At 65.3% G+C, this 25,131-nt stretch carries 22 protein-coding genes; 19 read left to right on the top strand and 3 right to left on the bottom strand.

All coding sequences use genetic code 11. From position 1 onward, the window contains the following. Positions 1-327: 327 nt before the first annotated feature. A complete protein-coding gene (locus tag AC1POX_RS15525) occupies positions 328-1,713 on the bottom strand; it encodes a helix-turn-helix domain-containing protein (RefSeq protein WP_109290627.1) in 1,386 nt (461 codons plus the stop codon). Between the two features lie 138 nt (positions 1,714-1,851). Between AC1POX_RS15525 and AC1POX_RS15520 the strand changes: the two genes are divergently transcribed. The 6 genes from AC1POX_RS15520 (at position 1,852) to AC1POX_RS15495 (ending at position 8,764) form a co-directional block, all read left to right on the top strand. Then, positions 1,852-3,357, top strand: a complete 1,506-nt coding sequence (locus tag AC1POX_RS15520; RefSeq protein WP_372356359.1) for a CoA-acylating methylmalonate-semialdehyde dehydrogenase — start codon at positions 1,852-1,854, stop codon at positions 3,355-3,357. A gap of 10 nt (positions 3,358-3,367) precedes the next feature. Then, complete coding sequence (locus tag AC1POX_RS15515) at positions 3,368-4,549, top strand: acyl-CoA dehydrogenase family protein (protein WP_031421777.1); 1,182 nt, start codon at positions 3,368-3,370, stop codon at positions 4,547-4,549. Further along, the gene (locus tag AC1POX_RS15510) at positions 4,546-5,343 is read left to right on the top strand and encodes an enoyl-CoA hydratase (protein WP_218551008.1); all 798 of its coding nucleotides are present in this window, start codon (positions 4,546-4,548) and stop codon (positions 5,341-5,343) included. Before AC1POX_RS15515 ends, AC1POX_RS15510 begins: the two co-directional genes overlap by 4 nt. Continuing rightward, positions 5,343-6,530, top strand: coding sequence for an enoyl-CoA hydratase/isomerase family protein (locus AC1POX_RS15505; protein WP_372356358.1), 1,188 nt, complete (start codon positions 5,343-5,345; stop codon positions 6,528-6,530). Before AC1POX_RS15510 ends, AC1POX_RS15505 begins: the two co-directional genes overlap by 1 nt. Positions 6,531-6,680: 150 nt before the next feature. Next, positions 6,681-7,583, top strand: coding sequence for a 3-hydroxyisobutyrate dehydrogenase (mmsB, locus tag AC1POX_RS15500; RefSeq protein WP_170811189.1), 903 nt, complete (start codon positions 6,681-6,683; stop codon positions 7,581-7,583). 215 nt (positions 7,584-7,798) lie between these two features. Then, positions 7,799-8,764, top strand: coding sequence for a cation diffusion facilitator family transporter (locus tag AC1POX_RS15495; protein WP_008574302.1), 966 nt, complete (start codon positions 7,799-7,801; stop codon positions 8,762-8,764). Between the two features lie 216 nt (positions 8,765-8,980). Here AC1POX_RS15495 and AC1POX_RS15490 read toward each other — a convergent pair whose 3' ends face one another. Next, entirely contained in the window at positions 8,981-11,062 is a 2,082-nt protein-coding gene (locus AC1POX_RS15490; RefSeq protein WP_109290629.1) for a 3-hydroxyacyl-CoA dehydrogenase NAD-binding domain-containing protein, read from the bottom strand. A gap of 236 nt (positions 11,063-11,298) precedes the next feature. Here AC1POX_RS15490 and rpoE point away from each other — a divergent pair, with 236 nt between their 5' ends. The 10 genes from rpoE (at position 11,299) to recO (ending at position 21,020) form a co-directional block, all read left to right on the top strand. After that, positions 11,299-11,919, top strand: coding sequence for an RNA polymerase sigma factor RpoE (gene rpoE, locus AC1POX_RS15485; protein ID WP_003488227.1), 621 nt, complete (start codon positions 11,299-11,301; stop codon positions 11,917-11,919). Next, entirely contained in the window at positions 11,916-12,812 is an 897-nt protein-coding gene (locus tag AC1POX_RS15480) for an RseA family anti-sigma factor (RefSeq protein ID WP_372356357.1), read from the top strand. The genes rpoE and AC1POX_RS15480 overlap by 4 nt, the downstream gene beginning before the upstream one ends. A gap of 109 nt (positions 12,813-12,921) precedes the next feature. Next, the gene (locus AC1POX_RS15475; protein ID WP_277574037.1) at positions 12,922-14,499 is read left to right on the top strand and encodes a DegQ family serine endoprotease; all 1,578 of its coding nucleotides are present in this window, start codon (positions 12,922-12,924) and stop codon (positions 14,497-14,499) included. 184 nt (positions 14,500-14,683) lie between these two features. Continuing rightward, positions 14,684-16,474: a translation elongation factor 4 gene (lepA, locus tag AC1POX_RS15470; RefSeq protein WP_011346816.1), complete on the top strand. Its 1,791-nt coding sequence runs from the start codon at positions 14,684-14,686 to the stop codon at positions 16,472-16,474. A gap of 105 nt (positions 16,475-16,579) precedes the next feature. After that, on the top strand, positions 16,580-17,380 hold the full coding sequence (gene lepB, locus AC1POX_RS15465) for a signal peptidase I (protein WP_011346817.1): 801 nt from the start codon (positions 16,580-16,582) through the stop codon (positions 17,378-17,380). After that, entirely contained in the window at positions 17,381-17,788 is a 408-nt protein-coding gene (locus AC1POX_RS15460; protein WP_016850781.1) for a DUF4845 domain-containing protein, read from the top strand. It begins immediately after the preceding gene. Further along, positions 17,778-18,458, top strand: a complete 681-nt coding sequence (gene rnc / locus AC1POX_RS15455; protein ID WP_031421783.1) for a ribonuclease III — start codon at positions 17,778-17,780, stop codon at positions 18,456-18,458. Before AC1POX_RS15460 ends, rnc begins: the two co-directional genes overlap by 11 nt. Continuing rightward, complete coding sequence (era, locus tag AC1POX_RS15450) at positions 18,455-19,357, top strand: GTPase Era (protein WP_011346819.1); 903 nt, start codon at positions 18,455-18,457, stop codon at positions 19,355-19,357. The genes rnc and era overlap by 4 nt, the downstream gene beginning before the upstream one ends. Positions 19,358-19,671: 314 nt before the next feature. After that, complete coding sequence (locus AC1POX_RS15445; protein ID WP_011346820.1) at positions 19,672-20,160, top strand: hypothetical protein; 489 nt, start codon at positions 19,672-19,674, stop codon at positions 20,158-20,160. 137 nt (positions 20,161-20,297) lie between these two features. Next, positions 20,298-21,020 carry a DNA repair protein RecO gene (recO, locus tag AC1POX_RS15440; RefSeq protein ID WP_014089687.1) on the top strand — a complete coding sequence of 241 codons (723 nt, stop codon included), beginning with the start codon at positions 20,298-20,300 and terminating at the stop codon, positions 21,018-21,020. Between the two features lie 400 nt (positions 21,021-21,420). Here recO and AC1POX_RS15435 read toward each other — a convergent pair whose 3' ends face one another. Beyond that, entirely contained in the window at positions 21,421-22,143 is a 723-nt protein-coding gene (locus AC1POX_RS15435) for an Hpt domain-containing response regulator (RefSeq protein ID WP_008574276.1), read from the bottom strand. Positions 22,144-22,301: 158 nt separating this feature from the next. Here AC1POX_RS15435 and rlmD point away from each other — a divergent pair, with 158 nt between their 5' ends. From rlmD to AC1POX_RS15420, 3 genes are all read left to right on the top strand, one after another. Next, positions 22,302-23,636, top strand: a complete 1,335-nt coding sequence (gene rlmD / locus AC1POX_RS15430; RefSeq protein ID WP_338334545.1) for a 23S rRNA (uracil(1939)-C(5))-methyltransferase RlmD — start codon at positions 22,302-22,304, stop codon at positions 23,634-23,636. A gap of 79 nt (positions 23,637-23,715) precedes the next feature. After that, the gene (locus AC1POX_RS15425) at positions 23,716-24,213 is read left to right on the top strand and encodes a CYTH domain-containing protein (RefSeq protein ID WP_122273141.1); all 498 of its coding nucleotides are present in this window, start codon (positions 23,716-23,718) and stop codon (positions 24,211-24,213) included. Between the two features lie 220 nt (positions 24,214-24,433). Further along, a complete protein-coding gene (locus AC1POX_RS15420; protein WP_338334544.1) occupies positions 24,434-25,117 on the top strand; it encodes a DsbA family oxidoreductase in 684 nt (227 codons plus the stop codon). Positions 25,118-25,131: the final 14 nt, after the last annotated feature.

Raw genomic sequence — 25,131 nt, 5'->3', positions numbered from 1 at the left:
CATGTGTCCGCTTCAGGGTAGAAGCGCAAGCCATTCCATTCCAATGAAGCATTTTGCGGCAGCTATCTCGGCTTGGAATGCTGCGCTGCGGCACTCGCGCTTGCTTGGCCCCTGAAGCTAAGGCGGTGATGCGGCAGAGGCGTTGGCATCGGGGCGGGTGCTTGGCTGACGTGGACTGATGCGATTGCCCAAGGCTGTTGCCGCTTGTGCACGCGGCGGGAGCGCCAGAGTGGCCAATGCAATCAGCCCAGGTGCAGTGTGTCTGTCGTTGCGATCGCGGGCGACGCACGGCTACGTCCGACAACCAGATCCACTTCCGCCAACTCGCTAACGCGCGCGTGCCGGCAGGCGCGGCAGCGCAGGAAACGCGCGCTGCACGCAGTCGCTGCGTTCGCAGGTCAGGCAGCCCGGGCCGATCGGTACCGCATCGTCGACCGCGTTCAGATCCCAACCCCGCGCATACACCAACTGATCGGCGTGGCGCAGGTCGCAGCCCATTGCCAGGGCAAAGGTCTTGCGCGGGCGGCCATACCCGGGCGGACCGCTGCTGACCTGGCGGGCCAGCCAGAAATAGCGCCGGCCGTCGGGCATGCGCGCGATCTGGGTGAGGATGCGGTCAGGCTGGTTGAACGCCTCGTACACGATCCACAGCGGGCAGGCGCCGCCGACATGCGAGAAATGGAAATCGGTGGCCGAGTGGCGCTTGGAGACATTGCCGGCGCGGTCCACCCGCAGGAAGAAGATCGGCAAACCGGCTGCCCCGCGCCGCTGCAAGGTGCTGAGCCGGTGACACACCGCTTCGAAGCCCACGTCGAAGCGGTCGGCCAGCCATTCGATGTCGTAGCGCGAGGTTTGCGCGCTGTGCAGGAACGCGCTGTAGGGCATCACCAGCGCGCCGGCGAAATAGTTCGACAGGCCAATCCGCGACAGCGCGATGCGCTCGGCGTCCTCGAAACCGGCATCGGCAATGCGCGCGTCCAGCAGCGGCGCGCATTCCAGCAAGGCCAGCTGTGCGGCCATCTGGAATGCCTGCTGGCCCGGCCGCAAGTGCGCCGGCAGCCACAGCACACGCGCCTGCGCATCCATGCTGCGTTTGTCGCTGTGCAGGTCGGGAGCGTCCTGCACCAGCAGGCCGTGGCGATCAGCGAGGCGTTGGCGCAGCCGCAGCGGCAGATTTTCCGGGGTCAACCCAAGTTCGGCGTAAAGCGCTTCGGCGCGCTCGTCCAGTTCCGGCAGATAGTTGTGCGCGCGGTTGAAATAGTCGCGTACCTGCTCGCCGGGCGATAGCGATGGGATTGCCGCGTGCTCGACCCCGATCTGCAGTTCCAGCGCCGCGTTGCGTTCGAGCAGATGCTGATGGGCGCGGTGCAGGTCCAGCAGCGCCTGCGCTACCTGCGGCAGATTGCCGGTCAGCGCACGCAGCTCGGCCGGCAACAGCGTATGGCCCAGGCTGCGCAGCGATGCGTCCAGCGGCTCGACCAGTGCGGCCGGGTCGTCCAGGTCCAGCAGGCCGTCCAGGTCGCCCAGCGCGCTCTTGAGCCGCTGCTGGATGGCCAGGGTGAGCGGGCGCTGATTGCGCTCGATCTGGTTGAGATAGCTCGGCGACAGCTCGAGCCGGCGCGCCAGCTCGGCCTGGGTCAGGCCATGGCGCTGGCGCAGCCGCTGCAGGCGCAGCCCAAGCTGGTGGCGGAGTTGAGCGTGCGACTGGGGCATTCGCAAGATTCGCAAAATTGTGTCGTCAGCTTAGCGCGATTAAGCAATAGCGGGCTGGGAATGGAGGGTGTCGATGCAAACAATGCGAAGTATTGGCCTGCAATGGCCCGATGTCCTTCTCAACAAGCGAGCCCTGCAATGAGCCAATCCGTCCCCCGCGTCTCCCTGCTGATCGATGGCGAGTTGGTGGTGTCCGCCAGCACGCAGTGGCAGGACGTGGTCAACCCGGCCGACCAATCGGTGCTGGCCCAGGTGCCGTTCGCCACCACTGCCGAAGTGGATGCCGCAGTGGCGGCGGCCAGCCGCGCCTTCGTGACCTGGCGCAAGACGCCAATTGGCACCCGGGCGCGTATTTTTCTCAAATACCAGCAGCTGATTCGGGAAAACATGCCCGAACTGGCTGCGCTGCTCAGCGCCGAGCAGGGCAAGACCCTGGCCGATGCCGAAGGCGATGTGTTCCGTGGCCTGGAAGTGGTGGAGCACGCCGCGGCGATCGGCAACCTGCAACTGGGCGAGCTGGCCAACAACGTCGCCAACGGCGTGGACACTTACAGCCTGCTGCAGCCGTTGGGCGTGTGCGCGGGCATCACCCCGTTCAACTTCCCGGCCATGATCCCGCTGTGGATGTTTCCGATGGCGATTGCGACCGGCAACACCTTCGTGCTCAAGCCCTCCGAGCAAGACCCGATGGTGACCATGCGGCTGGTGGAACTTGCGCTGGAAGCCGGCATTCCCAAGGGCGTGCTCAACGTCGTGCATGGCGGCGAGGAAGTGGTCAATGCGCTGTGCGATCACCCCGACATCAAGGCGTTGTCGTTTGTCGGTTCCACCAAGGTGGGCACGCACGTTTATCGACGTGCCTCGCTGGCCGGCAAACGCGTGCAATGCATGATGGGCGCCAAGAATCACGCCGTGGTGCTGCCCGACGCCAACCGCGAGCAGACGCTCAATGCGATGGTCGGTGCCGCGTTCGGCGCCGCCGGGCAGCGCTGCATGGCCGCCTCCACGCTGGTCTTGGTCGGTGACGCCCGTACCTGGATTCCAGAGTTGGTGGCCAAGGCCAAGAGTTTGAAGATCGGCGCCGGCAACGCGCCGGGCACCGAGGTCGGTCCGCTGATTTCCTGCGCCGCACGCGAGCGGGTGGAAGGCTTGATCGCCTCCGGCGTGGAGCAGGGCGCCACCCTGGAACTGGATGGCCGCGCGCCACTGGTGCCGGGTTTCGAGCAGGGCAACTTTGTTGGCCCGACCATCTTTTCCGGCGTCAAACCCGGCATGCGGATCTACGACGAAGAGATCTTCGGGCCGGTGCTGGTGATTCTGGAAGCCGCCACGCTGGACGAGGCCATCGCCTTGGTCAACGCCAACCCCAACGGTAACGGCACGGCGCTGTTCACCCAATCCGGCGCGGCTGCGCGGCGTTTCCAGGAAGACATCGATGTGGGCCAGGTCGGCATCAACGTGCCGATTCCGGTGCCTGTGCCATTGTTTTCCTTCACCGGCTCGCGCGCTTCCAAGCTCGGCGACCTGGGCCCGTACGGCAAGCAGGTGGTGATGTTCTACACCCAGACCAAGACCGTGACCGCGCGCTGGTTCGACGATCAGACGCTGGCCCATGGCGTCAACACCACCATCTCCCTCAAGTGACCCGATCGCCATGAATGCAGCCATCCAGCTCCACCCCAACGCGGCCGATTTGAACGATGAGCAGGAAGCCTTCCGCGCTGCCGCGCGCGACTTCGCCGACAAGGAACTCGCCCCGCATGCAGCGCAGTGGGACGCAGAAGGTCACTTCCCGCGCGAGGCCATCGCCAAGGCCGCCGAGCTCGGCTTTTGCGGTCTCTACACCGACGAAGGCGTGGGCGGCCTGGGCATGCGCCGCCTCGATGCCGCAGTGGTGTTCGAAGAACTGGCCACGGTGGATCCATCCACCTCGGCGTTCATCAGCATCCACAACATGGCCACCTGGTTGATCGCCAGCTACGGCACCGAGACGGTGCGCGCGCAGTGGGGCCAGGCGATGACCAGCGGCGCCAAGCTGGGCTCGTACTGCCTGACCGAACCGGGCAGCGGCTCGGATGCGGCATCGCTGAAATCGCGCGCCCAGCGCGACGGCGACAGCTATGTGCTCAATGGCAGCAAAGCCTTCATTTCCGGCGCTGGCGCAACCAACGTGCTGGTGGTGATGGCACGCACCGGCGAAGACGGTGCGCGTGGCATCAGCGCCTTCGTGGTGCCGGCCGATGCGCCTGGCATCAGCTACGGTCGCAAGGAAGAGAAAATGGGCTGGAACAGCCAGCCGACGCGCGGTGTGAGCTTCGAAAACGTGCGTATTCCGGCCGAGAACCTGCTGGGCAGGGAAGGCGAAGGTTTCAAGATGGCGATGAAGGCGCTGGATGGTGGCCGCATCAATATCGCCGCATGTTCGTTGGGCGCCGCGCAAGGCGCGCTGGATGCCGCACGTCGCTACATGGGCGAGCGGCGCCAGTTCGGCAAGAAACTGGCCGATTTCCAGGCATTGCAGTTCAAGTTGGCCGACATGGCCACGCAGCTGGTGGCCGCGCGGCAGATGGTGCACACCGCCGCGCGCAAGCTCGATGCCGGCAGCCACGACGCCACCGTGTGGTGTGCGATGGCTAAGCGCTTCGCCACCGATGCCGGCTTTGCCATCTGCGACGATGCCTTGCAGATCCATGGCGGCTACGGCTATATCCGCGAATACCCGATCGAGCGTTTGCTGCGCGATAGCCGCGTGCACCGCATTCTGGAAGGCACCAACGAGGTGATGCGCATGATCGTGGCGCGTCACCTGCTCAATGGCGAGGAGGAATTGCGATGAGCGATTGGGAAGGACGTCTCCATACCGGTCTGCAGGTCGAGCGCGATGGGCACGTGGCCATCGTGACCTTGAGCAACCCACCGGCCAACACCTGGACCGTGCACAGCCTGGCGGCCCTGCGCGACCTGGTGCGCGCACTGGATGCCGACCGCAGCATCTATGCGCTGGTGATCACCGGCGAAGGCGAGAAGTTCTTCAGCGCCGGGGCCGATCTCAAGCAGTTCGCCGATGGCGACAAGGCCAATGCACGCCAGGCCGCGCGCCGGTTCGGCGAAGCATTCGAAGCCTTGAGTGCGTTCCGCGGCGTGTCGATTGCCGCCATCAACGGCTATGCGATGGGCGGCGGGCTGGAGTGCGCATTGGCTTGCGATCTGCGCATTGCCGAGCAGCATGCACAGCTCGCGTTGCCCGAAGCCAGCGTTGGCTTGCTGCCGTGTGCCGGTGGCACCCAGAACCTGCCGCGTCTGGTGGGCGAGGGCTGGGCCAAGCGCATGATCCTGTTGGGCGAACGTATCGATGCGGCAACCGCGCAGCGCATCGGCCTGGTGGAAGAGGTGGTCGGCAAGGGCGAGTCGCGCGCGCTGGCGATTGCCTGGGCGCAGCGCGCCGGCAAGCAGAGCCCGGTCAGTGTGGCGGCGTGCAAGCAGCTGGTGCAGTCCACGCGCCATGGCACCCACGCAGCGGCGTTGATTGCCGAGCGCGAAGCCTTCGTCGATCTGTTCGAGCACGCCGATCAGGCCGAAGGTGTGGCTGCGTTTCTGGACAAGCGCGCGCCCCAGTGGAGTCACCGCTGATGGTGCAGGTCAGCGCAACCGACGAGGCACCGGTGCTGTTCGAGCAGCGTGCGTGTGCCGATGGGCATCGCATCGGCATTGCCACCTTGAATGCGCCCAAGACGCTCAACGGCCTGTCGCTGCAGATGACCCGGCAACTGGAGACGCAGTTGCGCGCGTGGGCCGACGACGCGCAGATCGCGTGCGTGGTGTTGCGTGGCGCCGGCGAAAAAGCGTTCTGTGCTGGTGGCGATCTGCATGGCCTGTACCAGAGCATGCGTGCGCACCGCGATGCAGTGCCCGACAGTGCAACGCGACGCGCAGCGCCGCAGGCCAACGCGCATGCGGCCGCATTTTTCGAAGAGGAATACCGGCTCGACTACCGCATCCATACCTATCCGAAGCCACTGCTGTGCTGGGGCCACGGCATCGTGATGGGCGGTGGCATCGGCTTGATGTCCGGCGCCAGCCATCGCGTGGTCACCGAACGCTCGCGACTTGCCATGCCGGAGATCAGCGTGGGGCTGTTTCCCGATGTGGGTGGCAGCTGGCTGTTACGCCGCGTGCCCCAGGGGGCCGGCCTGTTTCTGGCGCTGACTGGCGCGCCGCTGGATGCCAGTGATGCCATTTACGCGGGGCTGGCAGATGTGCGCCTGGAGCATGCGCAGTACGCAGCAGTGCTGGATGCGCTGAGCGCGCACGCATGGACAGGCAATGCGGACAACGACCGCACCCAGCTCAGTGCATTTCTGCATGGCATCGCGCAACCGACCGAGCCGGGCCCGCTACAAGTCCACGCACAGTTGATCGAACAGTTGGTGGCCGGCGAATCACTGGAGCACGTTGTCGCTGCGATCCTGGCGCTGCAAAGCGAAGACGGCTGGCTGCAGGCTGCACGTGCCACCTTGGCCGCGGGTGCTCCGGGCTCGGCACGCCTTGCCTGGGAGCTGCATCGCCATGCGGGCACCACGACGCTGGCCGACACCTTCCGTACCGAATACGTGGTCGCATTGCATGCGGCGGCGCACGGCGATTTTGCCGAAGGCATCCGCGCGCTGTTGATCGACAAGGATCGTCAACCGCACTGGCAACCGGCGTCGCTGGAAGCAGCCGATGCGCAGTGGGCCGCAGCCTTCTTTGTTGCGCCCTGGTCGCCTACATCGCATCCGCTTGCCGATCTGGGGGCAGGCGAGCTGGGTGTGCAGTGAGTGGCTGGCAACTTGCGAAGCGCGTTCGGCTCACGCCGGATTGCAGTGCGGTTGCCATCTCTGACCTGCGTCATCGCAGCTGAAAACCGGCGGTGGCTCCGCGCGCGCAATCCGCGATGATCCCGGCCATCTGTTGAAGATGGTCCTATTTTGGAAACCGACACCATGAGCAAGATCGCTTTTATCGGCCTGGGCAATATGGGCGGGCCAATGGCTGCCAATCTGATCAAGGCCGGGCATCAGCTGCGGGTATTCGATCTCGCACCGGCCGCCCTGGAGGCTGCCTCGGCGGCTGGTGCGCATGCTGCCAGCTCCGCGCAGGACACGCTGGCCGATGCCGAGGTCGTGATCTCGATGCTGCCTGCAAGCCGCCACGTCGAAGGTGTGTACCTGGGCGAATCCGGCATCCTGGCGCAGATCCCGGATGGCGCCCTAGTCATCGACTGCAGCACCATCGCGCCGGTGTCTGCGCGCAGGGTGGCCGATGCGGCCAAGGCGCGTGGCCTGACGATGCTCGACGCCCCGGTCTCCGGTGGCACGGCCGGGGCTGCAGCCGGCACGCTGACCTTCATCGTCGGCGGCGCTGCCGATGCGCTGGAGCGCGCCCGCCCGGTGCTGCAGGCCATGGGCAAGAACATCTTCCATGTCGGCGACAACGGGGCAGGGCAGGTCGCCAAGCTATGCAACAACATGGCCCTGGGCGTGATCATGGCCGCCACCGGTGAAGCGCTGGCGCTCGGCGTCGCGCAGGGCCTGGACCCTGTGGTGCTGTCGCAGATGATGGCGGTCAGTACCGGCCGCAGTTGGGCTACCGAGGTGTGCAACCCGTGGCCCGGCGTGCTGCCCAATGCGCCGGCGTCGCGTGGGTATAGCGGCGGCTTCGGCAACGACCTGATGCTCAAGGATCTGGGCCTGGTTGCCGAATCGGCGGTGCAGGCCGGCGTCTCGATTCCGCTCGGTGAGCTGGCGCGCAACCTGTATGCGATGAACAGCCAGGCAGGCAATGGGGCGCTGGATTTTTCCAGCGTGGTCAAGCTGGTCGCCAAGATATAACGGGCGATCCGCTCGCGCCGCAGAGTATTGGATTGGCGGTGCGAGGGGGCGTGCTTCCAGAGCGTGACTTCTTTCGCCCCGCAAATAGCGCAACCACTGCGCCTTGTGCGGCCCGCCGCACGGCTCGCGTGATGTGATGTCATTACGCGCAGGTGTAATAGTCTCCGCCATCGCGTGCGCCTAAGGTGCGCGCATTGCAGCAGGCCACGACACCCATGGGACACGACCACAACCACGCACCCAGCGAAATCCGTCACGAAGCCCCCTTGTGGTGGGCACTGGGGTTGACCGCCACCTTCCTGCTGGCAGAGATCATCGGCGCATTCGTGACCAACAGCCTGGCGCTGCTGTCCGACGCTGCGCATATGGCCACCGACACCGTCGGCCTGATGATCGCGCTGGTCGCGGTGCGCCTGAGCCGTCGTCCGGCCGACGCGCGTCGCACCTATGGCTATGTGCGGCTCGAAGCGCTCGGCGCACTGGCCAATGGCGCGCTGTTGTTCGTAGTGGGTGGCTACATCCTGTGGGAGGCCGCGCAACGCTTCCGCGCTCCGCAGGACATCGCGTACAGCGGCATGCTGCTGATCGCCGGCTTCGGCCTGGTGATCAATCTGGTCGCCATGAAGCTGCTGCACGCCGGCAGCGGCGAAAGCCTTAACGTCAAGGGTGCCTATCTGGAGGTCTGGAGCGACATGCTCGGCTCGGTGGCAGTGATCATCGGTGCCCTGCTGATCCGCTGGACCGGCTGGCAATGGATCGACCCGGTGCTGGCCGTGCTGATCGGCCTGTGGGTATTGCCGCGCACCTGGGTGTTGCTGCGCGAGGCGATCAACGTGTTGCTCGAAGGCGTGCCCAAGGGGATCGACCTGGCCCAGGTGCAGCAGGCACTCACCAGCCATCCCGGCGTCGAAGACGTGCATGACCTACACGTCTGGGCGCTGGCCTCCAGCACGCCCGCGCTCACAGCGCACGTGGTGGTCAATGAGGCCACCGACCGCGACCGCCTGCGTGATGCGCTCGGCGCCCTGTTGCACGACCGCTTCGACATCGCCCACGTCACCTTGCAGGTGGAAAGCGGCCACTGCGGCACTGAACCCTGCGGCACACCAAAGCCGGCTGCAGACGCTGGCCATGACGCGCACCATGGGCACAGGCATGCGCATGGGCATTCCCATCATTAACCTCTGGTAGCAGCAGGTCGGCAGGTCATCGAATCAGCGCGTTTCGACCTGCGCAATCCACCGCACCTGTCCGGCCCTGGCGCGACATATCCAGATCGACTCCGACTGCCAGGTAATCGGTGCCAGCATCTGCACGCTGCGGTCTTGGCGCAAAAAAGAAGGCTGCCAACGGCAGCCTTCTTGCAAATCAGACTTGTCGATAGATGCCTGCCGGCCTCAGGCCACCGCTTCCCGCAACAACGGCGAGTCCCAACCCGGGCGCGGCGCGAAGCGTTCGCCATAGCGTGCATGCAGCGCGTGCAGGCGCTCCAGCAGCGCGTCTGCGCCGACGCTGCGGATGTACTGGATCGGGCCGCCACGGAAAGGTGCGAAACCTGTGCCGAAGATGACCCCGGCGTCCAGCAGGTCTGCGTCGGCCACCACGCCATCGTGCAGGCAGGCCACCGCTTCGTTGAGCAGCGGCAGGATCAGGCGGTCTTCCAGATCCGCCGGTGCGGTGTAGCCGCTGGCAACCTCGGGTTTGACGGCGCGTCCGTTCTCCCACTTGTACAGGCCCTGGCCGTCCTTCTTGCCGCGCTTGCCGGCTTCCACGGTCGCCAGTGCCGCCGGGATGGGCAAACGCAGGAACGGCGCCAGCTCCGCGCCTACGCCCGCCGCCACATCCAGGCCCACGGTGTCGATCAGTTCGATCGGCCCCATCGGCATGCCGAACTTCACCGCCGTCTTGTCCAGCACCGGGCCAGGAATGCCTTCGGCATACGCGGTGGCCGCCTCGAGCAGGTAGGGGAACAGCACCCGGTTGACCAGGAATCCCGGCGTGCCGGCCACCGGCACCGGGAACTTGTCCAAGGCCTTGCAGAACGCAGCCAGGCGCGCGACGTTGGCCGGATCCAGACCATCGTGCTGCACGATTTCCACCAGCGGCATCATCGCCACCGGGTTGAAGTAGTGCAGGCCGGCAAATTGCGCCGGGCGCTGGATGTGGCCACGCAATTCGGTCAGCGGAATCGACGAGGTATTGGTCGTCAGCAAGGCATCCGGCTTGAGTTGCGGCTCGATCGATTGGTAAAGATCGCGCTTTGCCTGCGGGTTTTCGATGATCGCCTCGATCACCAGGTCGGCCTGGGTCACGCCCGCGCCGGCCAGGTCGCCGCGCAGCCGCGCTGCCACTGCCGGCCTCTTGGCATCGTCCTTGACGCGCTTGGCGAACAGCTCGCCACCACGTGTCAGCGCCGTATCGATAAAACGCTGCTCGCGGTCCTGCAACGTGACCTCGAAGCCCTTGTAAGCCGCCCAGGCCGCGATATCGCCGCCCATGACGCCTGCGCCGATCACATGCACATGGCGAATCGGGGCCGCCGCCGCACCGGCTGCGTCCTTGCCGCCCAGCGCTTTCAGGCGCTCGGTCAGGAAGAAGATGCGGATCAGGTTGCGCGCGGTCGGCGTGCTGGCAAGTTTGACCACCGCCTTGCGCTCGGCCGCCAGGCGCGCCTGGATGCCGCTGCCGCCCGCCCGCTCCCAGACGTTGATCAGGGCGTAGGGCGCCGGGTAATGCTCCTTGCGCGCCTTGCGCGCCACCTGCTTGCGCATCTGCGGCGCCAGTAGTTTGCGCGCGAGCAAGGTATTGGTGGCCCACGCAGTGGCGCGCTGCTTGAACGCACGCGTGGTGCCGGCGAGCGCCAGGCTGGCTGCCACATCCACCAGCACGGCAGGCGCGGCGACCTTGTCGACCAGCCCCATCGCGCGCGCAGCCTTGGCCGATACCGTGCGGCCGGTGAGCATCAGATCCATCGCGGCCGGCGCACCGATCAGGCGCGGCAAGCGGGCGCTGCCGCCCCAGCCGGGGAAGATGCCCAGCTTGGTTTCCGGCAGCCCGATGCGGGTGCTACCGTCATCGGAAGCCACGCGGTAGCGGCAGGCCAGCGCGATTTCGGTACCGCCGCCCATGCAGAAGCCATGAATCGCCGCGACGGTCGGGCAGGGCAGTTCGGCCAGCTTCTGGAAGACCTGCTGCCCGCGATGGATGGCATCGTTGACCGTACCCTTGCGATCGAATTCCTGGAATTCCTTCAGATCGGCGCCGGCGATGAAGCCGTTGGGCTTGCCCGAGCGCAGCACCACGCCCTTTGGCGGATCCAGTGCCAGCCGCTCGACCACGGCGCCCAGCTCCAGCAGCACCTCCTGCGAAAATGCGTTGACCGGTGCGCCCTGCCGATCAAGGCTGAGCACCACCACGCCGTCCTCGCGCAGATCGGCCTGCCAATGGCTGAATCGGAGCCCGTCGAAACCTGGAAGCATGCGTCTGGCCGTCCGGCAATAGAAGGAAAGGTCGTTATCATCCAGAGGTTGTTTCCTTCACGTCAAATACCCATACCTGTCGACAGGGGAGATCCGCGCGTTGCGCGCGGCGTCGCCAGCGGTGCATCGCTGCCGCTACCCTGATGCGTGACGGTCGTACGGATCGGTATGAACTTTTCTTTTCAACGGCGGTCTCATTGCCCGACTTCGGTGGGCTGACAGGAGTGCGGCCCGACATGGCCGAAGTCGATACACCTCAGGAGCTGGACCTGGAACTGGTCCGGCGCGTGCAGCGCGGCGAAAGCGCGGCGTTCGATGTGCTGGTGCGCAAATACCAGCATCGGATCGTTGCCTTGATCGGGCGCTACATCGCCGACTGGAGCGAATGCCAGGACGTTGCCCAGGACACGTTCGTGCGCGCCTACCGCGCGATCAACAGTTTTCGTGGCGACGCCCAGTTCTACACCTGGCTGCACCGCATTGCCGTCAACACTGCCAAGAACCATCTGGTTGCGCACAACCGCCGCCCGCCCACCGACGACATCGAGATCAGCGATGCCGAGCAATTCGATGGAGCGACCCGGTTGCGCGACACCGATACCCCGGAGCGTGAATTGATGCGACAGGAGCTGGAACAAACGGTGATGCGCGCGGTCCAAGCGCTACCGGAAGAACTTCGGTTGGCCATCACCCTGCGCGAGGTGGAGGGCCTGAGCTACGACGAAATCGCGCAAAAGATGGATTGCCCGATCGGAACGGTGCGCTCGCGCATCTTCCGGGCGCGCGAGGCCATCGACATCGAGCTGCGGCCTCTGCTGGAGACCGAAAGCGCTACCCGTGAGCGACACCGCGTATGAACCAGAACCCTGCCATGTCCACCACCGACAAATTCGAGCTTCACTATCGCCAGCAGCTGTCTGCGCTGGTCGACGGCGAGTTGAGCGCCGACGAGTCGCGCTTCCTGCTGCGCCGTCTGGCCCACGACGAAGAATTGGCCGGCTGCCACGAGCGCTGGCAGTTGTGCGGCGATGTGCTGCGCGGTGCGGCCAGTGCGCCGGCGCCGCTGGATTTTGCGGCGCGTGTGCGCAGCGCCATTGCCGAGGAGCCGGCACCGCAAGCGCAACCGGCGACCCGCCCTGGTGCACGTTGGCGCTGGGGCGGCGGTGCAGCGATTGCCGCCTCGGTCGCGGCGATTGCCTTGTTCCTGGCGCGCGAGCGCCTGCCAGACACCGCCGCGCCGGGTGCTGAAACAACCCCCGTCTATGCCACCGCCGCGCAGCTTCCGCCCGCCTCGCAAGCGCCGCAGGGACCTGAGGCACCGAAGGTGCCGGCCGCACCGGCTCCTGGGGCGCCGGATGAGGTGGCTGCGCTTGCTGCAGCCGTGCCTGCCGCTGCGCTGGCGTCTACCCGGCGCGGCGCGGCAACGCGCAATCAGCAAGTCGCACGCAGTGCGGCTGCGCGTCAGCAGCAGGCGCCGACCCGTATGGTCGCTGCGGCAGCACCGGCATCCACGGGCACCGCATCTACGGTTGCGGCGACGCCGTCCAACCCGTTCACGCATCCGGATACCACGCTGCAGGCACGCCCGTGGCCGCGCGCGGCCCTGTCCGGGGCTGGCGAAAGCTCGCTCAATGCCAGTTTCCGCCAGAGCCAGCCCGGCACGGCGTTCTATCCGTTCGAACCCGCGCCACAGGCCGTGACCAGCCCGGCGCCGAACCGGCCGGCGCCGGCGCAGGCCCCGCAGGACTGACCCTGTCGCCGGCCTTCATCCGTTCGGCAATCTCCCTCCCGTTATCGTGCCGGGCCCGTGTTGCTACGCGGGTTCTGGCCCCTGTCGCCCTGCCATCGGAGGCAACCTGATGAACCATCGCATCCGCACCCAGATGTTCGGCCTGATCGCCATGACCCTGCCGCTGGCCGCCTGCGCGCAGCAGCCCGCACCTGCTGCCAAGGACCTCGCCCCGATTGCCGCCAACCGCAGTGCCACGCCGGCGCCGCAGCTGGTGGCGGGGCTGCCGGACTTCACCAATCTGGTCGAGCAGGTCGGCCCGGGCGTGGTCAATATCGAAACCACCATCACCCGCAAGGACGCCATGGCGCGTCAGCAGCGCAGCGGCCCGGGTGGTCGCGGTGGTGGCGCGATGCCCGATGACGATCAGATGCCGGAATTCTTCCGCCGCTTCTTCGGGCCGGATTTCCAGATGCCGGGCGGTCCGCGGCAGGGGCCGGGTGGCGGCGATGACGACGGCGGCATCGCCGGCAAGTCGATGGGCTCGGGCTTCATCATCTCGGCCGATGGCTATGTGCTGACCAATCACCACGTGGTCGATGGCGCCAGCGAGGTGACCGTCAAGCTCACCGACCGCCGCGAATTCAAGGCCAAGGTGGTGGGGAGCGACGAGCAATACGACGTGGCGCTGCTGAAGATCGAGGCCAAGGGCCTGCCGACCGTGCGCCTGGGCGATTCCAACACGCTCAAGCCGGGGCAGTGGGTGGTGGCGATCGGCTCGCCGTTCGGTCTGGATCACTCGGTCACCGCCGGCATCGTCAGCGCCACCGGCCGTAGCAATCCCTACGCCGACCAGCGCTACGTGCCCTTCATCCAGACCGACGTGGCGATCAACCAGGGCAATTCCGGCGGCCCGCTGCTCAATACGCGTGGCGAGGTGGTCGGCATCAATTCGCAGATCTTCTCCGCGTCGGGCGGCTACATGGGCATCAGTTTCGCGATCCCGATCGACCTGGCCTTCAGCGCGGCCGAGCAGATCAAGGCCACCGGCCACGTGAGTCGCGGCATGCTGGGCGTGGCGGTCGGCCCGATCGACTCGCTCAAGGCCCAGGGCCTGGGCTTGCCGGACAGCCGTGGTGCCTTGGTCAACGACATCCCGGCCGGCAGCCCGGCAGCCAAGGCCGGCATTGAGGTGGGCGACGTGATCCGTGCAGTGAATGGCAAGTCGATCGACGTCGCCAGCGATCTGCCGCCAATGATCGGGCTGATGGCGCCTGGCACCAAGGTAACCCTGGACGTCTTGCGCGACGGCAAACCGCGCAAGGTGACGGTCACCCTTGCACCGCTGCAGGACGGCGGCGAGAACGCCGCATCGCGCACCGCCGCCGATGAGGCCAAGCCCAGCGCCCCGGCCAGCGTGGAATTGCTCGGCCTGCAAGTTGCCGACCTGACCGCCGCCGAGCGCAGCCGCCTGGGCCTGGAGGCGGGCGAGGGCGTGCGCATTGCGGCGGTCACTGGCGCGGCGGCGCGCAGCACCCAGCCGCCGCTGTCGCCGGGCCTGGTCATCGCCCGCGTCGGCCGCACCAAGGTCGGCAGCGTCGCCGAACTCAACCGCGCCCTGTCCAGCTACAAGAAGGGCGACGTGGTCATGCTGCTGGTGACTGACGGCAAGGCGACCAGCTACGTGGCCTTGAAGGCCGGCGGCTAAGGGCGGCCGGGATTGGGGATTTGGGATTGGCAGCAGCGGGTCCGCGCTACGCGGCCCGTCCTGCTTTTGCGATTCCCGAATCCCGATTCCCCAATCCCCGGCCCCAAAGGGGTCGGCCGTGCGATAATGCTGCGTTACCCTGACGACGGCTGCGCCGGCGCCCACCTCAATGTCCTCTGATTCAATGCGGAATATCCGCAACTTCTCCATCATTGCCCACGTCGACCACGGCAAATCCACCCTGGCCGACCGCATCATCCAGCTGTGCGGCGGCTTGCAGGCGCGCGAGATGGAAGCCCAGGTGCTCGACTCCAACCCGATCGAGCGCGAACGCGGCATCACCATCAAGGCGCAGTCGGTGTCCCTGCCGTACACGGCAAAGGACGGGCAGACCTACCACCTGAATTTCATCGACACCCCCGGGCACGTCGACTTCTCCTACGAAGTCAGCCGCTCGCTGGCTGCATGCGAAGGTGCGCTGCTGGTGGTGGATGCCGCGCAGGGCGTGGAAGCGCAGTCGGTGGCCAACTGCTATACCGCGGTGGAGCAGGGGCTGGAAGTGGTGCCGGTGCTGAACAAGATCGACCTGCCCACCGCCGATGTCGACCGCGCCAAGGCCGAGATCGAAGCGGTGATCGGCATCGATGCCGAAGACGCGGTCGCTGTCAGCGCCAAGACCGGTCTGAACATCGATCTGGTGCTGGAAGCGATCGTGCATCGCATCCCGCCGCCGAAGCCGCGCGAGACCGACAAGCTGCAGGCGTTGATCATCGATTCCTGGTTCGACAACTACCTGGGCGTGGTCTCGCTGGTGCGCGTGATGCAGGGCGAAATCAAGCCCGGCAGCAAGATCCTGGTGATGTCTACCGGGCGCACTCATCTGGTCGACAAGGTTGGCGTGTTCACCCCCAAGCGTAAGGAACTGCCCGCGCTGGGCGCCGGCGAAGTGGGCTGGATCAACGCGTCCATCAAGGACGTGCACGGCGCCCCGGTCGGCGACACCCTGACCCTGGCCGGCGATCCGGCGCCGCATGCCTTGCCCGGCTTCCAGGAAATGCAGCCGCGCGTGTTCGCCGGCCTGTTCCCGGTCGATGCCGAGGATTACCCGGATCTGCGCGAAGCGTTGGACAAGTTGCGCTTGAACGATGCCGCGCTGCGCTTCGAGCCGGAAAGCTCCGAAGCGATGGGCTTCGGCTTCCGCTGCGGCTTTTTGGGCATGCTGCACATGGAAATCGTGCAGGAGCGCCTGGAGCGCGAGTACAACCTGGACCTGATCAGCACCGCCCCCACCGTGGTGTATGAAGTGCTCAAGACCGATGGCACGGTCATCAACATGGACAACCCGGCCAAGTTGCCGCAGTTGAACCTGGTGCAGGAAATCCGCGAGCCCATCATTCGCGCCAACGTCCTCACGCCCGAGGAGTACATCGGCAACATCATCAAGTTGTGCGAGGAAAAGCGCGGCACCCAGATCGGCATCAACTACCTGGGCAGCCAGGTACAGATCAGCTATGAGCTGCCGATGGCCGAAGTGGTGCTGGACTTCTTCGACAAGCTCAAGTCGGTCAGCCGTGGCTATGCCTCGCTGGATTACCACTTCGTGCGGTTCGATGCCGGCCCGTTCGTGCGCGTGGACGTGCTGATCAACGGCGACAAGGTCGACGCGTTGTCGTTGATCGTGCACCGCAGCCACGCCGATCGTCGCGGCCGCGAGCTGTGCGAAAAGATGAAAGACCTGATTCCCCGGCAGATGTTCGACGTGGCGATTCAGGCCGCGATCGGCTCGCAGATCATCTCGCGCTCCACGGTCAAGGCGATGCGCAAGAACGTGCTGGCCAAGTGCTATGGTGGCGACGTTTCGCGCAAGAAAAAGCTGCTGGAGAAGCAGAAGGAAGGCAAGAAACGCATGAAGCAGGTCGGCCGCGTGGAGATTCCACAGGAAGCCTTCCTGGCCGTCCTGCAGATGGACAAGTAGCAGGGATTCGGGATTCGTCATTCGGGATTGGCAACGGCTTGCCCATCCTCTTGCTCTTACTAATCCCCAATCTCAAATCTCGAATCCCGTTCCGAAGGAACATCAATGAAATGGTTTGAAATCATCCTGGTTGTCCTGACGCTGGGCAGCGGCTTCATCTGGCTGCTGGACAAGCTGTTTCTGGCCAAGCGCCGTGCGGCGCGTGCCGGGTTGCTGGACAGCGAGCCGGCGATCATCGATTACTCGCGCGCCTTTTTCCCGGTGCTGGCGGTGGTGCTGATCCTGCGCAGCTTCGTGGCCGAGCCGTACAAGATTCCGTCCAGTTCGATGATGCCCAACCTGCTGATCGGCGATTTCATCCTGGTCAACAAGTTCGCCTACGGCTTCCGTCTGCCGATCACCAATACCAAGTTCATTCCCACCGGCGAGCCCAAGCGCGGCGACGTGGTGGTGTTCAAGCCGCCGCACGCGCCGGACCAGAACTGGATCAAGCGCGTGGTTGGCCTGCCGGGCGACAGGATCGGCTTCCACGGCGATACGCTGTACATCAACGACAAGCCGATGCATTACACGGTCAAGGGCGAGTACATCGGCAAGGGCAAGGGCGCCGAGATGACCGGCACCACGCTGCTGGTCGAGGACCTGCCGGGCCGCACGCACACCGTGCTGGAATGGCTGGACCGCAACATGCCGGCCGGGCAGGGCGACTGGACCGTACCGGCGGACAGCTATTTCGTGATGGGGGATAATCGCGACAACAGCGAGGACAGTCGGTTCTGGACCCAGACGCACTTTCTGCCGGAAGCCAATCTGCGCGGCAAGGCGTTCCTGATCTGGCTCAATTGCGAAGGGTGGTTCTGCAAGGGGAGTTTCGATCCATCGCGGATCGGGACTGGAATCCAGTAAATGCACGCACGGCGTGCCAGGGGAAGCACAATGAAGCGCAAGCAAAGCGGTATGACGTTGACGTCGTTCGTGGTGGTGCTGGCGGTAGTGGGGTTCGGTTTGTACATCGGGATGAAGCTGTTCCCGATGTATCAGGAATATTACGCAGTGCGTACGTCGATGAAGGGCTTGGCAAATGAAGCAGGCACTTCCGACATGGATCCGTCCAAGTTGCAGGACATGTTCTTCAAGCGCCTGTACATCAACTATTCTGAAAATGTCAAAAAGGAAGACGTCAAGTTCGAGCGGATCGAAGGCGGCTGGCGCATGAAGGTCAATTACGAAGTCCGCCGCGAGCTGGTTGGCAATCTGGATGTGGTCGGCAAGTTCGATACGGCACAGGATCTGACGAAGCGCGGTGTCGAATAGAACCTTCCAACGCGGTGATCCGATCGGGCACGCATTCGCCGATCCGGCTCTGCTCGCCCAGGCGCTGCGGCATCGCAGCGCCGGGACGCCGCATAACGAGCGATTGGAATTTCTCGGCGACGGCATCGTCAACCTGCTGATCGCCGAGGCGCTGTATCAACGGTGGCCCAAGGCCGACGAAGGCGCATTGACCCGTGCACGTGCCGAGCTCGTGCGCGAAGGTGCGCTGGCAGTGATCGGACGCACGTTAAACCTCGGCGAGCGCCTCACGCTGGGGCCAGGCGAGCTGAAATCCGGAGGTCACCGGCGCGATTCGATCCTGGCCGATGCGGTCGAGGCGATCGTCGCAGCCATCTATCTGGACTGCGGTTTCGAGCGTTGCCGTGCAGTGGTGCTGCCGTGGTTCGAAGCGTCGCTGGCGGCATTGCCGGTGGGCAAGGCAGAAAAGGATCCCAAGACCCGGCTGCAGGAATGGCTGCAGGCACGGCAACTGCCGCTGCCCACCTACGCGCTGATCAGCGAGAGCGGCGACGAGCATGCCAAGCAGTTCCACGTCGCCTGCATTCTGGAGCAGCCCATCGCCCGCGCCGAGGGCCAGGGCACTTCGCGTCGCCTCGCAGAGCAACAGGCGGCGACTCTTGTCATCGCACAACTGGATTCAAACACGTGAGCGAAACCTCTTCCCCCCACCGCAGCGGTAGCGTTGCGGTGATCGGCCGGCCCAACGTCGGCAAGTCCACCCTGACCAACGCCCTGGTCGGCGCGAAGGTCAGCATCGTCTCCAACCGGCCGCAGACCACGCGTCATCGGTTGCTGGGCATCGCCACCTTCCCGGAAGGGCAGCTGGTGCTGGTCGACACACCGGGCTTGCACCGCGAGCAGAAGCGCGCAATGAACCGGGTGATGAATCGCGCTGCGCGCGGCTCGCTCGAGGGCGTGGACGCGGCGGTCCTGGTGATTGAAGCCGGCCGCTGGGACGAGGAAGACACGCTGGCGTTCCGCGTGCTCAGCGACGCCGGCGTGCCGGTGGTGCTGGTGGTCAACAAGGTCGACCGGCTCAAGGACAAGACCGCGCTGTTCCCGTTCCTGGCCCAGGTCAGCGAGGGGCGCACCTTCGCCGCCGTGCATCCGGTGTCCGCGCTCAAGCGCAAGGGCCTGGACGCGTTGGTCGGCGACCTGCTCAAGCTCGTGCCCGAAGCCGAGGCGATGTTTGGCGAAGACGAGATCACCGACCGCAGCCAGCGCTTTTTGGCTGGCGAACTGGTGCGGGAACAGCTGATGCGTCAGCTCGGCGAAGAGCTGCCGTACGCCACCACCGTCGAGATCGAGCGCTTCGCCGAAGATGGGGCGCTGCTGCGCATCGGTGCGGTGATCTGGGTCGAGCGCGAAGGCCAGAAGGCCATCGTGATCGGCAAGGGCGGCACCCGTTTGAAAGAAATCGGCGGCAAGGCGCGCCTGCAGATGGAGCGCCTGTTCGGTGCCAAGGTGTTCCTGGAAACCTGGGTGCGCGTGCGCGAAGGCTGGTCGGACGACGAGGCTGCGCTGAAGGCGTTCGGCTACAGCGAATAATTTCGGTAAAAACAAGGAGGTTCACAATGTGGTGCAGTAAGACGAACTTTTGCGGTATGCAGTCCTGTGGTGCGAGTCGGACGCTATTTGCGGCGCTGTTTTTGTTGTTGCTGCCGTTTGCCAGTCACGCACAGACCTTTCCATGCTCAAATTCGGCCGGATCAGGTGAGCGAAGGGTGGGGATGGCACCGGGTGGGCCTGGTGTCGCGCCTACACCTCTATGTGTTCGTGACGATGCCGCCTCAACAGCTGCGGCGCAGCCAGAACCTGATCCGTTGAAGGCACGGGCAACCGCTGCCCTGGGTATGGCTCAGATGCTATTGAGCGAGAAAGCCAAGCTCGCGAGCGATCCGAATTATCGGCGTTTCCGTGATGGCTATTGGCAGCATTTCGAGCCCCGTGCAGGTTCGAAACCTGGCGATAACTGCGTTGCGGCCTACGGTAATCTGCAGGGCCTCGTGACCCTGGCCGGCCCTGCGGGTGACTATCGCCGTGCAACGATGGCGTTCACTGGAGCCGGGTTACCGCAGCCTAAGAAAGACGGTGTGATCAAAGTCACTCTGGACGATGGCGACGGAAGGCCGCAAACCGTGCGCGCGTTTCACTACCTCACTCCAGGCACGGATTTAGCCACGATTGCGTTCGCAGTCCCCAGTGCCGAGGGATTGCTTGGCGGGATAGAGGACAAGGCGCATTACAGGTTACTTATCGATAAAAAGCAGGTGTTCGAAATCGAGTGGCACGATGGTCATCAAGCCAGAGATCGATTGAGGCAGTGTATTGCTGCAGATGGCATGTCGTAGCGGAATCCTGTGTCGTGTGTCCTTCTTGACCGTCTTCGGCATGTGGGACGTACGGCTGCGTGAGGACCCTGGTTCCTGGGAATGGGATGGTCCTGCACGGCTTCGGCTGATCGAGGGCTGCAACGCATGGACCTAAGATGCTGATCGAGCACGAGCGCGGGTTCGTCTTGCACGTACGGGCCTGGCGCGAGACCAGCCTGCTGGTGGAAGTGCTGACCGAGCAGCACGGGCGGGTGGGACTGCTGGCGCGCGGTGTGCAGGGGCCGCGCAAGCAGGCGCTGCGCGCGGCCTTGCAGCCCTTGCAGCTCATCCAGTTCAGTGCCGTGCAGCGCGGCGAGCTGGCCCAGCTGCGCCAGGCCGAAGCGCTGGACACCGCGCCGCGCCTGGTCGGCGACACCATGCTGGCCGGTTTTTATATCAGCGAATTGCTGCTGCGCCTGGCCCCGCGTAACGATCCGGTGCCTGAACTTTATGCCTGTTATGCGCAGGCACGTACCTACCTGGCGTCCGATCTGCCGTTGGCGTGGGGGCTGCGCCGGTTCGAGCGCGACGTGCTGGACGGGCTGGGGTTCGCCTTCGATCTGCAGCATGACAGCGACGGGCAGCCGATCGACCCGGCGGCGCGGTATCGGCTGGATCCGCAGGAGGGCGCCTTGCGCGTGTTGAGCGAACGGCTAGCCCAGGACCGCCGCGAAACCGTCACCGGTGCGGCGCTGCTGGCGCTGGGCGAAGACGTCATGCCGGATGCCGACGACATGCCAGGCCTGCGGCGCAGCATGCGCGGGGTACTGCTGCACCATCTGGGCGGGCGTGGCCTGAAATCCTGGGAAATGCTCGAGGACCTGGCGCGCCGTCGTTGATGGCGCGGAGTGCTGGAGGCCCATGCGTGATAGCGCTGGACAAAAGTTCAGCAGCGACCGGCGATCCCACGAGCCAGCAGCGAATTGAGCGAAGCGGGCGCTCGGAAAACCGGCAGGCAGCACCCGTGCCCGTCGGTTTAGAAAGCCCTTCGCCTGCCCTCGACCACGAGCGCTACTCTCGTCACCGACATGGACCGGGCGAGCAGCAACTGCATACGCCCTGCGTCGAGCTGTAGATCATCCAGGCAGTCAAACGCCAGCAACTGGAGCCGGTGCTACCTGCCATACGCAGCTCGATCGACAGGATGACGATGCATCGACCGCGGCGGCGAGCCGGAAGCACACCGACGCCGGCGTCTGGCACACCTCCTCTGGCAAGGAGGTGCTGCGCTCGATTCGCTCAATGCAGCAATGCAGCCACCGCCGCGTGGAATTGGGTGCGTGCGGTCCGCGAGTGCGGGTCGCCACGCAGCAGGCGCACTGCGCCGGCAAGCCGCGCCGCGCCGACGAAGCCACAGCTGGCCTGCAACCGATGAAGATGGCTGCGCAGTGCCTGTTCGTCGCTGATCTGCAAGGCCGAATCCACCGCATCCCGGGTGCCCGGCAGCTCGGCCAGGAACAGCTCGCGCAGGGCATTGAGATGATGCTGCTGGCCGTTGAGCGCGCTCAGCGCAGCGGTCTCGTCCCAGTCGCTGGCGGCGATGTCCAGCACGCCCACCGGGGCCACGCTATAGCGACCGCGTGCCAGGCCGCGCCGCACCGCCTGCAGCAGGCGCTCGGAGGTCAGTGGTTTGACCAGCATTTCCAGGAACCCGTCGGACTGCAGGCTGTGCTGCATCGACATGGTCGCGTCGGCGGTGTGCGCCAGTGCCGGCACGTCCGGGTGCAGCAGGCGCAATGCACGCAGTAGCCCGCTACCGGTGCCATCGGGGAGGTTGACGTCGATCAGCCAGAGGTCGTGGCGACGTTCGCGCGCGCGGTCGAGTGCGGAAGAAAGGGAATCGGCACAGTCGACCGTGGCCGGAAGACTTTCAAGCACAGCCTGCAAGAACCCGCGGCTGATCGGGTCGTCTTCCACCAGCAGTAGGCGTGGGTGGGGTTCCTGGCGTGTGGCCATGTTCATGCTGCCTCCTTGTCAGCGATGCCGCGTCCTGATTTGTCGCGCGCAGCGGAAGTTTGCCTGTGTTTGCGGGGCGCGACAATTGTTGCGCTGACCGGCGCGGCCTCCGTCGGTCGCATCTGCGACAATACGCACCCTTTTTGCCCGCAGCTTGTCGCCACGTGGCCAGAACCAGAAACCGTCTCGACCGTACCCCCTTCCAGACCGCGGTCACCGACCTGAGCCATGACGGCCGCGGGGTCGCCCGCCGCGACGGCGAGGGCGGCAAGGTCACCTTCATCAGCGGCGCCTTGCCGGGCGAGTTGGTGCGCGCCGAACCCACCGCCCGTAGCCGGCATTTCGATGAGGCCAAGACCGTGGAGGTGCTGGAGGCCTCGCCGCAGCGGGTCACCCCGCGCTGCCCGCACTTTGGCGTTTGCGCGGGCTGCGTGTTGCAGCATCTGGAGGAGTCGCAGCAGATCGTGGCCAAACAGCGCGTGCTGATGGACAACCTGGAACGTATCGGTCACGTCACTCCGCAAGCCGTGCTGCCCGCGCTGACCGGCGACAACTGGGGGTATCGGCGCAAGGGCAGGTTCTCGGTGCGTCGCGTCGAGAAGAAGGACAAGACCTTGGTCGGCTTTCGTGAGCTGGACCCGCGGTTCGTGGCCGATCTGTCGATCTGCTACACGGTGATTCCGCAGATCGGCGAGAAGATCCCCTTGCTTGCCGCGCTGATCGAAGGCATGGACGGCAAGCGCGACATTCCGCAGATCGAATTCATCGCCGGCGACGATGCGGTGGCCTTGACCATTCGGCATATGCAGCCGCTCAGCGAGCGCGATCGCCAGGCCTGGGTCGCCTTTGCCCAGGAGCACGGCTTTGCGATTTTCCTGCAGCCCGGCGGGGTGGACAGCGTGCATCCGCTGTGGCCGCAGGACGTGCCGCTATCGTTCCGCTTGCCGCAGTGGGAGGTGGAACTGGCGTTCCGGCCGCTGGATTTCATTCAAGTCAACGCGTCGCTCAATCAGAAGATGATCGCCCATGCGGTCGCGCTGCTGGAGACCAAGCCCGACGACCGCGTGCTGGACCTGTTCTGCGGCCTGGGCAACTTCACCCTGCCGCTGGCGCGCGTGGTGCGTGAGGTGGTGGGTGTGGAAGGCGACGCCGGACTTGTGGCACGGGCCAAAGAGAACGCCCAGCGCAATGGCCTGGACAATGCGCAGTTCCACGCCGCCGACCTGACCCAGGATCAGCGCAGCGCACCCTGGATGCGCCAGGGCTTCGACAAGCTGCTGCTGGACCCGCCGCGCTCCGGCGCCCTGGAAGTGCTGCAGCAGCTGCCGTTGAAAACGTTCGATCGCATCGTCTATGTGAGCTGCCACCCGGGCTCGCTGGCGCGCGACGCCGGCTATCTGGTCAACGAGCAGGGCTTCACGCTGGTCTGCGCAGGCGCGATGGACATGTTCCCGCACACCGCGCACGTGGAAAGCATCGCGGTGTTTGAGAGGCGGTGAATCGGGAGGAGGCAATCGGGAATCGTAACGGCGAACGGCTTATGCTTTTGCCATTCCCGACTCTCGATTCCCGATTCCCATGCCTGTAGAGATAGAACGCAAATTCCTGGTTACCGGCGATGGCTGGCGCGACGCCGCGCATGCGGTGATTCCGATGGCGCAGGGCTATATCAACGACCAGGCGGCGCTGCGCAGTGGCACGCAAAATGCCTCGGTACGGGTGCGGATTCAGGGCGAAAGCGCATTTCTCAATCTGAAATCGCGCGAGGTAGGGCATACGCGGCAGGAGTTCGAATATCCGATTCCACTGGCTGATGCACGCGCATTGCTGGCGCTGTGCATAGGCGGCCTGATCGACAAACGCCGGCATCTGGTCGCCTACCAGGGACATGTGTGGGAAGTGGACGAATTCATCGGCGACAACGCCGGCCTGATCGTGGCCGAGATCGAACTCGAACGCTCCGACGAAGCATTCGCCACGCCGGAATGGATTGGGGCCGAAGTCACCGACGACGTGCGCTATTACAACCTGGCCCTGGCCTCGCATCCATTCAAGCAGTGGAAAGAGGATTTGTGATGCGGGATCTGGACTCGCAAAGGCGGACACGCAGCCCGGTGCCTTGGAGGCCTGATGCGTGAGGTGGATCGCTGATGCGTAGAACAGATGAGTGCGCGGCGCCAGGCCGCCTTGCTTGATCATCGCTTCCCGGTTCGGCATTGGCAAACGCTTTGCGATTGCAGAATCCCGTCTATGCTCTGCCAATCCCAATCCCAATCCCACAAACGAATCCCAGCTCATGCGCATCGACATCTGGTCCGACGTAGTGTGCCCCTGGTGCTGGATCGGCAAACGCCGTTTCCAGGCCGCCCTTGCGGCACTTGGCGCGCAGGCGCCGGCCTTGGACATTCATTACCACGCGTTCCAGCTTGATCCGGATGCCGGCCTGGAGCCCACGCCATTGCGCGCGGCCCTGGCGTCGAAGTTCGGCGGTACGGCACGCGTCGAACAGATCCTGGCGCAGACCCAGACCACCGCGCAGGCGGAAGGCTTGCCGCTGGATTTCGGCCGTGGGCAGGTGCAGGTCAGCACCCTGCGTGCGCATCGTTTGATCTGGCTGGCCAGCCACGAGGGCGATGTGGATGCGGTCATGGAAGCGCTGTTCCATGCGCATTTTGCCGAAGGCCAAAACGTGGGCGCGTCCGACACGCTGGTGCGTGCCGGTGAGGCCGGTGGCCTTACGGCGGCGCGTGTGCAGGCGATGCTGGAATCGGACGAAGGCACCGTCGAGGTGCAAGCGCAGCTAGCGCAGGCCGCCGCGTTGGGCATCCGTGCAGTGCCCAGTTTCGTGATCGACGGCCGTGCGCTGATCCAGGGCGCGCAACCGCCGGAAAGTTTTGCGCAGGCGCTGCTGCAGTTGGCGGCCGAATCGACGCCCGTCGGCGGGCCCGATGCCTGCGGGCCTGACGGCTGCCCGGTGTGACCCGCATGCCTGCC

The sequence above is a fragment of the Xanthomonas sp. NCPPB 3442 genome (genome assembly GCF_056725145.1).
Note: the sequence above shows the minus strand (reverse complement) of the source record. Positions and strands in the feature narration are given on the sequence as shown.

Excerpts from the sequence above, each read along its gene's own strand:
- AC1POX_RS15525 (WP_109290627.1), bottom strand. The coding sequence starts at position 1,713 with ATGCCCCAGTCGCACGCTCAACTCCGCCACCAGCTTGGGCTGCGCCTG.
- AC1POX_RS15520 (WP_372356359.1), top strand. The coding sequence starts at position 1,852 with ATGAGCCAATCCGTCCCCCGCGTCTCCCTGCTGATCGATGGCGAGTTG.
- AC1POX_RS15515 (WP_031421777.1), top strand. The coding sequence starts at position 3,368 with ATGAATGCAGCCATCCAGCTCCACCCCAACGCGGCCGATTTGAACGAT.
- AC1POX_RS15510 (WP_218551008.1), top strand. The coding sequence starts at position 4,546 with ATGAGCGATTGGGAAGGACGTCTCCATACCGGTCTGCAGGTCGAGCGC.
- AC1POX_RS15505 (WP_372356358.1), top strand. The coding sequence starts at position 5,343 with ATGGTGCAGGTCAGCGCAACCGACGAGGCACCGGTGCTGTTCGAGCAG.
- AC1POX_RS15495 (WP_008574302.1), top strand. The coding sequence starts at position 7,799 with ATGGGACACGACCACAACCACGCACCCAGCGAAATCCGTCACGAAGCC.
- AC1POX_RS15490 (WP_109290629.1), bottom strand. The coding sequence starts at position 11,062 with ATGCTTCCAGGTTTCGACGGGCTCCGATTCAGCCATTGGCAGGCCGAT.
- rpoE (WP_003488227.1), top strand. The coding sequence starts at position 11,299 with ATGGCCGAAGTCGATACACCTCAGGAGCTGGACCTGGAACTGGTCCGG.
- AC1POX_RS15480 (WP_372356357.1), top strand. The coding sequence starts at position 11,916 with ATGAACCAGAACCCTGCCATGTCCACCACCGACAAATTCGAGCTTCAC.
- AC1POX_RS15475 (WP_277574037.1), top strand. The coding sequence starts at position 12,922 with ATGAACCATCGCATCCGCACCCAGATGTTCGGCCTGATCGCCATGACC.
- lepA (WP_011346816.1), top strand. The coding sequence starts at position 14,684 with ATGCGGAATATCCGCAACTTCTCCATCATTGCCCACGTCGACCACGGC.
- lepB (WP_011346817.1), top strand. The coding sequence starts at position 16,580 with ATGAAATGGTTTGAAATCATCCTGGTTGTCCTGACGCTGGGCAGCGGC.
- AC1POX_RS15460 (WP_016850781.1), top strand. The coding sequence starts at position 17,381 with ATGCACGCACGGCGTGCCAGGGGAAGCACAATGAAGCGCAAGCAAAGC.
- AC1POX_RS15445 (WP_011346820.1), top strand. The coding sequence starts at position 19,672 with ATGCTATTGAGCGAGAAAGCCAAGCTCGCGAGCGATCCGAATTATCGG.
- recO (WP_014089687.1), top strand. The coding sequence starts at position 20,298 with ATGCTGATCGAGCACGAGCGCGGGTTCGTCTTGCACGTACGGGCCTGG.
- AC1POX_RS15435 (WP_008574276.1), bottom strand. The coding sequence starts at position 22,143 with ATGAACATGGCCACACGCCAGGAACCCCACCCACGCCTACTGCTGGTG.
- AC1POX_RS15425 (WP_122273141.1), top strand. The coding sequence starts at position 23,716 with ATGCCTGTAGAGATAGAACGCAAATTCCTGGTTACCGGCGATGGCTGG.
- AC1POX_RS15420 (WP_338334544.1), top strand. The coding sequence starts at position 24,434 with ATGCGCATCGACATCTGGTCCGACGTAGTGTGCCCCTGGTGCTGGATC.